Below are 2,434 nucleotides of genomic sequence, written 5' to 3' on the forward strand. Positions count from 1 at the left end.
TGTTTCCCTTTCCAGGTAGAACCACACAAATATTGAATGCCAGTACATGTGTCAACAAAGGCAACAGTCCGATACGCCGGATGCAATTTTTCTTTTCTTTCTCTCTTTTTACTCATGATGAAAACTAATCCATGGAAAAAAACTTTATAGATTCTACCCACCCCTGACCAAAAATTCAAGAAGATGAATCATTTCTTTTGGAACGTTGACAGGCAAAAAAGGTTTGAACCAGATGCAGAGCTTCATCCTGCAACACTCCTCCTCGCATATCTGGTAAAGTGGCCCAACGACAACTCTCTTCCCATTGAGCGTGGAAACGACTTCCACCCATTCTCGGATCAAAAGCACCCCATACAAGACGCGAGATACGAGCAAGCAAAATTGCTCCCATGCACATATGGCAAGGCTCTAATGTGACGTAGAGAGAAGCTCGATTCAATCTCCAATTCTTTTGAGACAAGCCAGCCCGACGCAAAGAGAGCACTTCTGCATGTGCAGTTGGATCCATATCGGTTTCCACACGATTGTGATCCGCGGCAAGGATCTCTCCATCAAGAACAAGAAGAGCCCCGACAGGAACTTCTCCTTTTTCAAAAGCAATTCGAGCCTGTTCCAAGGCTTTAGTCATAAAAAAAGCATCTTGTTCGCAGCTCAACATTGACCTCAAAGGAATGACACTTTTACACTTCTGCCTTCCGCACTGTTCGGGTGGTGGAATGGTAGACACGGAGGACTTAAAATCCTTTGGACGTTGGTCCGTGTGAGTTCGAGTCTCACCCCGAGCACATATTCCAAATTTCACGTATCTTGTTCAAAACATCTCGATCCGAATAAGTCGGGGTAGGTGCGCGAATAACTTGTGTGTCCTCGTCGGTCAATGCGGGACGCAAGCCAAGCAGTTGAAATTTTGCATCTTCTTCAATTCGATTGGGACGATCAGCAAGAGCAAGCAGCACATAGATATTATTCGTCTTTTTCGAAGAAAAACATAGTCGACATTCATCAAGAAATTCACGAACAGAAGAAATACAGACAACAGAATGCAAAGGAACAGAAACGGTCTCAACAAAGCGCTCACATGCTTCACAGATAGGGGTTGAACCTGTAAACAATACACCTTGAGTCCAAATAGCTACCGGTTCCTTTGCTGGCAAAAAGAAAGAGAGTTGCAGAAAAGGCGATAGAGAAGAAAACAAGTTGATGCCTAACTTGTTTAATTGCGAAATCAATGCATCCGCAGAAAGCTTTGATCGTCTTGTCACACCCAAAATTGACAAACCAGATCCCTGTAAATTAGCTAAAATATTTTTTGATCTGACGTTAGCTAATTCAAATGTAGAGTGTAAAAGTCCATATTCCCAAATCAGAAATCGTACCCGATTGGCCTCTTGTTGTGTTAAGCCATCTCCCAGTAGGAACTCTTCCATGACATCGAGCCACATTAAGCTCCCAAGAGCGCTTCTGGGATAAAGAATCAAATCATCTAAATCGAGCAGAACAACCGTTCGATTCGGATTCAGTTCAGTAAAAACAGCTGGAAGCTCTTCAAAACTCCGCAATAAAACAGGAGGAGCCGCCGCAAGGAACAAAAAAGGAGCAAACAATAGACAAAGAAAATTCTTCAAGAACTCTCCAGTTGTTAGTGACCCTCTTTCCTCTTTTCACGATTGAATCGACTATTACTGCGTGTTCCGGATCCTGATAAAGTCCGCCTACCACGACTTCTAGATGGTTCCTGAGGTGGTGTTGTAGATGTAGAGGAAGGCGTAGAGGCTTGCTTTTGCAAAATTAGCGCATCTGAAACGAGAACTGTTGGTGGAGGAATGAGAGAGGCTAAAATTTTCGAGGCACGATCTACCACATCTTCATTACTTTGAGAAGATTCAACCTTTGGCTCTAAATTCGCTTCTTTCTTGTTCCTTGCGGCGGCTCCTCCTGTTTTATTGCGGAGGTTTGAAGTCCACGACGCGCCTTAGCAGGAATCTCTGCAATAGATTCCTTAGAAGAAGGCTTTTCAGATGAAGGAAGAGAGGGAGCGACCACCTCTTGCATGGGCACTTCACGATGATTGGAACGAGAAAATCTTTCTACTGGTTTCTTCAAATTGGATCGATTGGTCTGAGATTCTACCACTTCATATTCACCAACTGGAACAAGAAAAGGACTAGGTCTACTAGCTGAACGATAAAAAACAGCTCCACCAAACATCACCACTTCAACCGCTTCCACCAAATAGGTATCCGCGTCTTCTGCTCCTCGAGCATTCCGAACCAGAAGCTTGGCACCTTCTCTCGCAGTAATCACAGTTTCAACAATGGGCTCTCTTGTAAAATGCACAGTCACTACCTCAAAATCTGCAATAAGAGTGAAGAGCAACCCAGTCGAAAAGAGGTTTGCCCCTCAAAGAAAAAATGAAATTCAACACACGTAATGT

At 43.7% G+C, this 2,434-nt stretch carries 4 protein-coding genes and 1 tRNA gene; 1 reads left to right on the forward strand and 4 read right to left on the reverse strand.

Annotation, left to right across the window (positions count from 1 at the left end):
- Nucleotides 1–175: 175 nt before the first annotated feature.
- Nucleotides 176–658 (reverse strand): nucleoside deaminase, encoded by a 483-nt coding sequence (locus tag GCCT14_RS04425; protein WP_108624390.1) that lies wholly within the window; start codon nt 656–658, stop codon nt 176–178.
- 44 nt (nt 659–702) lie between these two features.
- On the opposite strand from GCCT14_RS04425, the gene GCCT14_RS04430 reads away from it, so the two are divergent.
- Nucleotides 703–785: transfer RNA gene (locus GCCT14_RS04430), tRNA-Leu, on the forward strand.
- Here the strand turns inward: GCCT14_RS04430 and GCCT14_RS04435 are convergent.
- The 3 genes from GCCT14_RS04435 to GCCT14_RS04445 are packed head-to-tail and all read right to left on the reverse strand — an operon-like array spanning nt 774 to nt 2,337.
- Nucleotides 774–1,625: a DUF2608 domain-containing protein gene (locus tag GCCT14_RS04435; RefSeq protein WP_108624391.1), complete on the reverse strand. Its 852-nt coding sequence runs from the start codon at nt 1,623–1,625 to the stop codon at nt 774–776. The two genes, GCCT14_RS04430 and GCCT14_RS04435, sit on opposite strands and share 12 nt — an antisense overlap.
- A gap of 14 nt (nt 1,626–1,639) precedes the next feature.
- A complete protein-coding gene (locus tag GCCT14_RS04440; protein ID WP_108624392.1) occupies nt 1,640–1,861 on the reverse strand; it encodes a hypothetical protein in 222 nt (73 codons plus the stop codon).
- 35 nt (nt 1,862–1,896) lie between these two features.
- Nucleotides 1,897–2,337: a hypothetical protein gene (locus GCCT14_RS04445; RefSeq protein WP_157952610.1), complete on the reverse strand. Its 441-nt coding sequence runs from the start codon at nt 2,335–2,337 to the stop codon at nt 1,897–1,899.
- Nucleotides 2,338–2,434 lie beyond the last annotated feature (97 nt).

The sequence above is a fragment of the Candidatus Similichlamydia epinepheli genome (assembly GCF_003056015.1).

Coding starts and splice junctions, on each gene's coding strand:
- GCCT14_RS04425 (WP_108624390.1), bottom strand. CDS start 658: ATGTTGAGCTGCGAACAAGATGCTTTTTTTATGACTAAAGCCTTGGAA.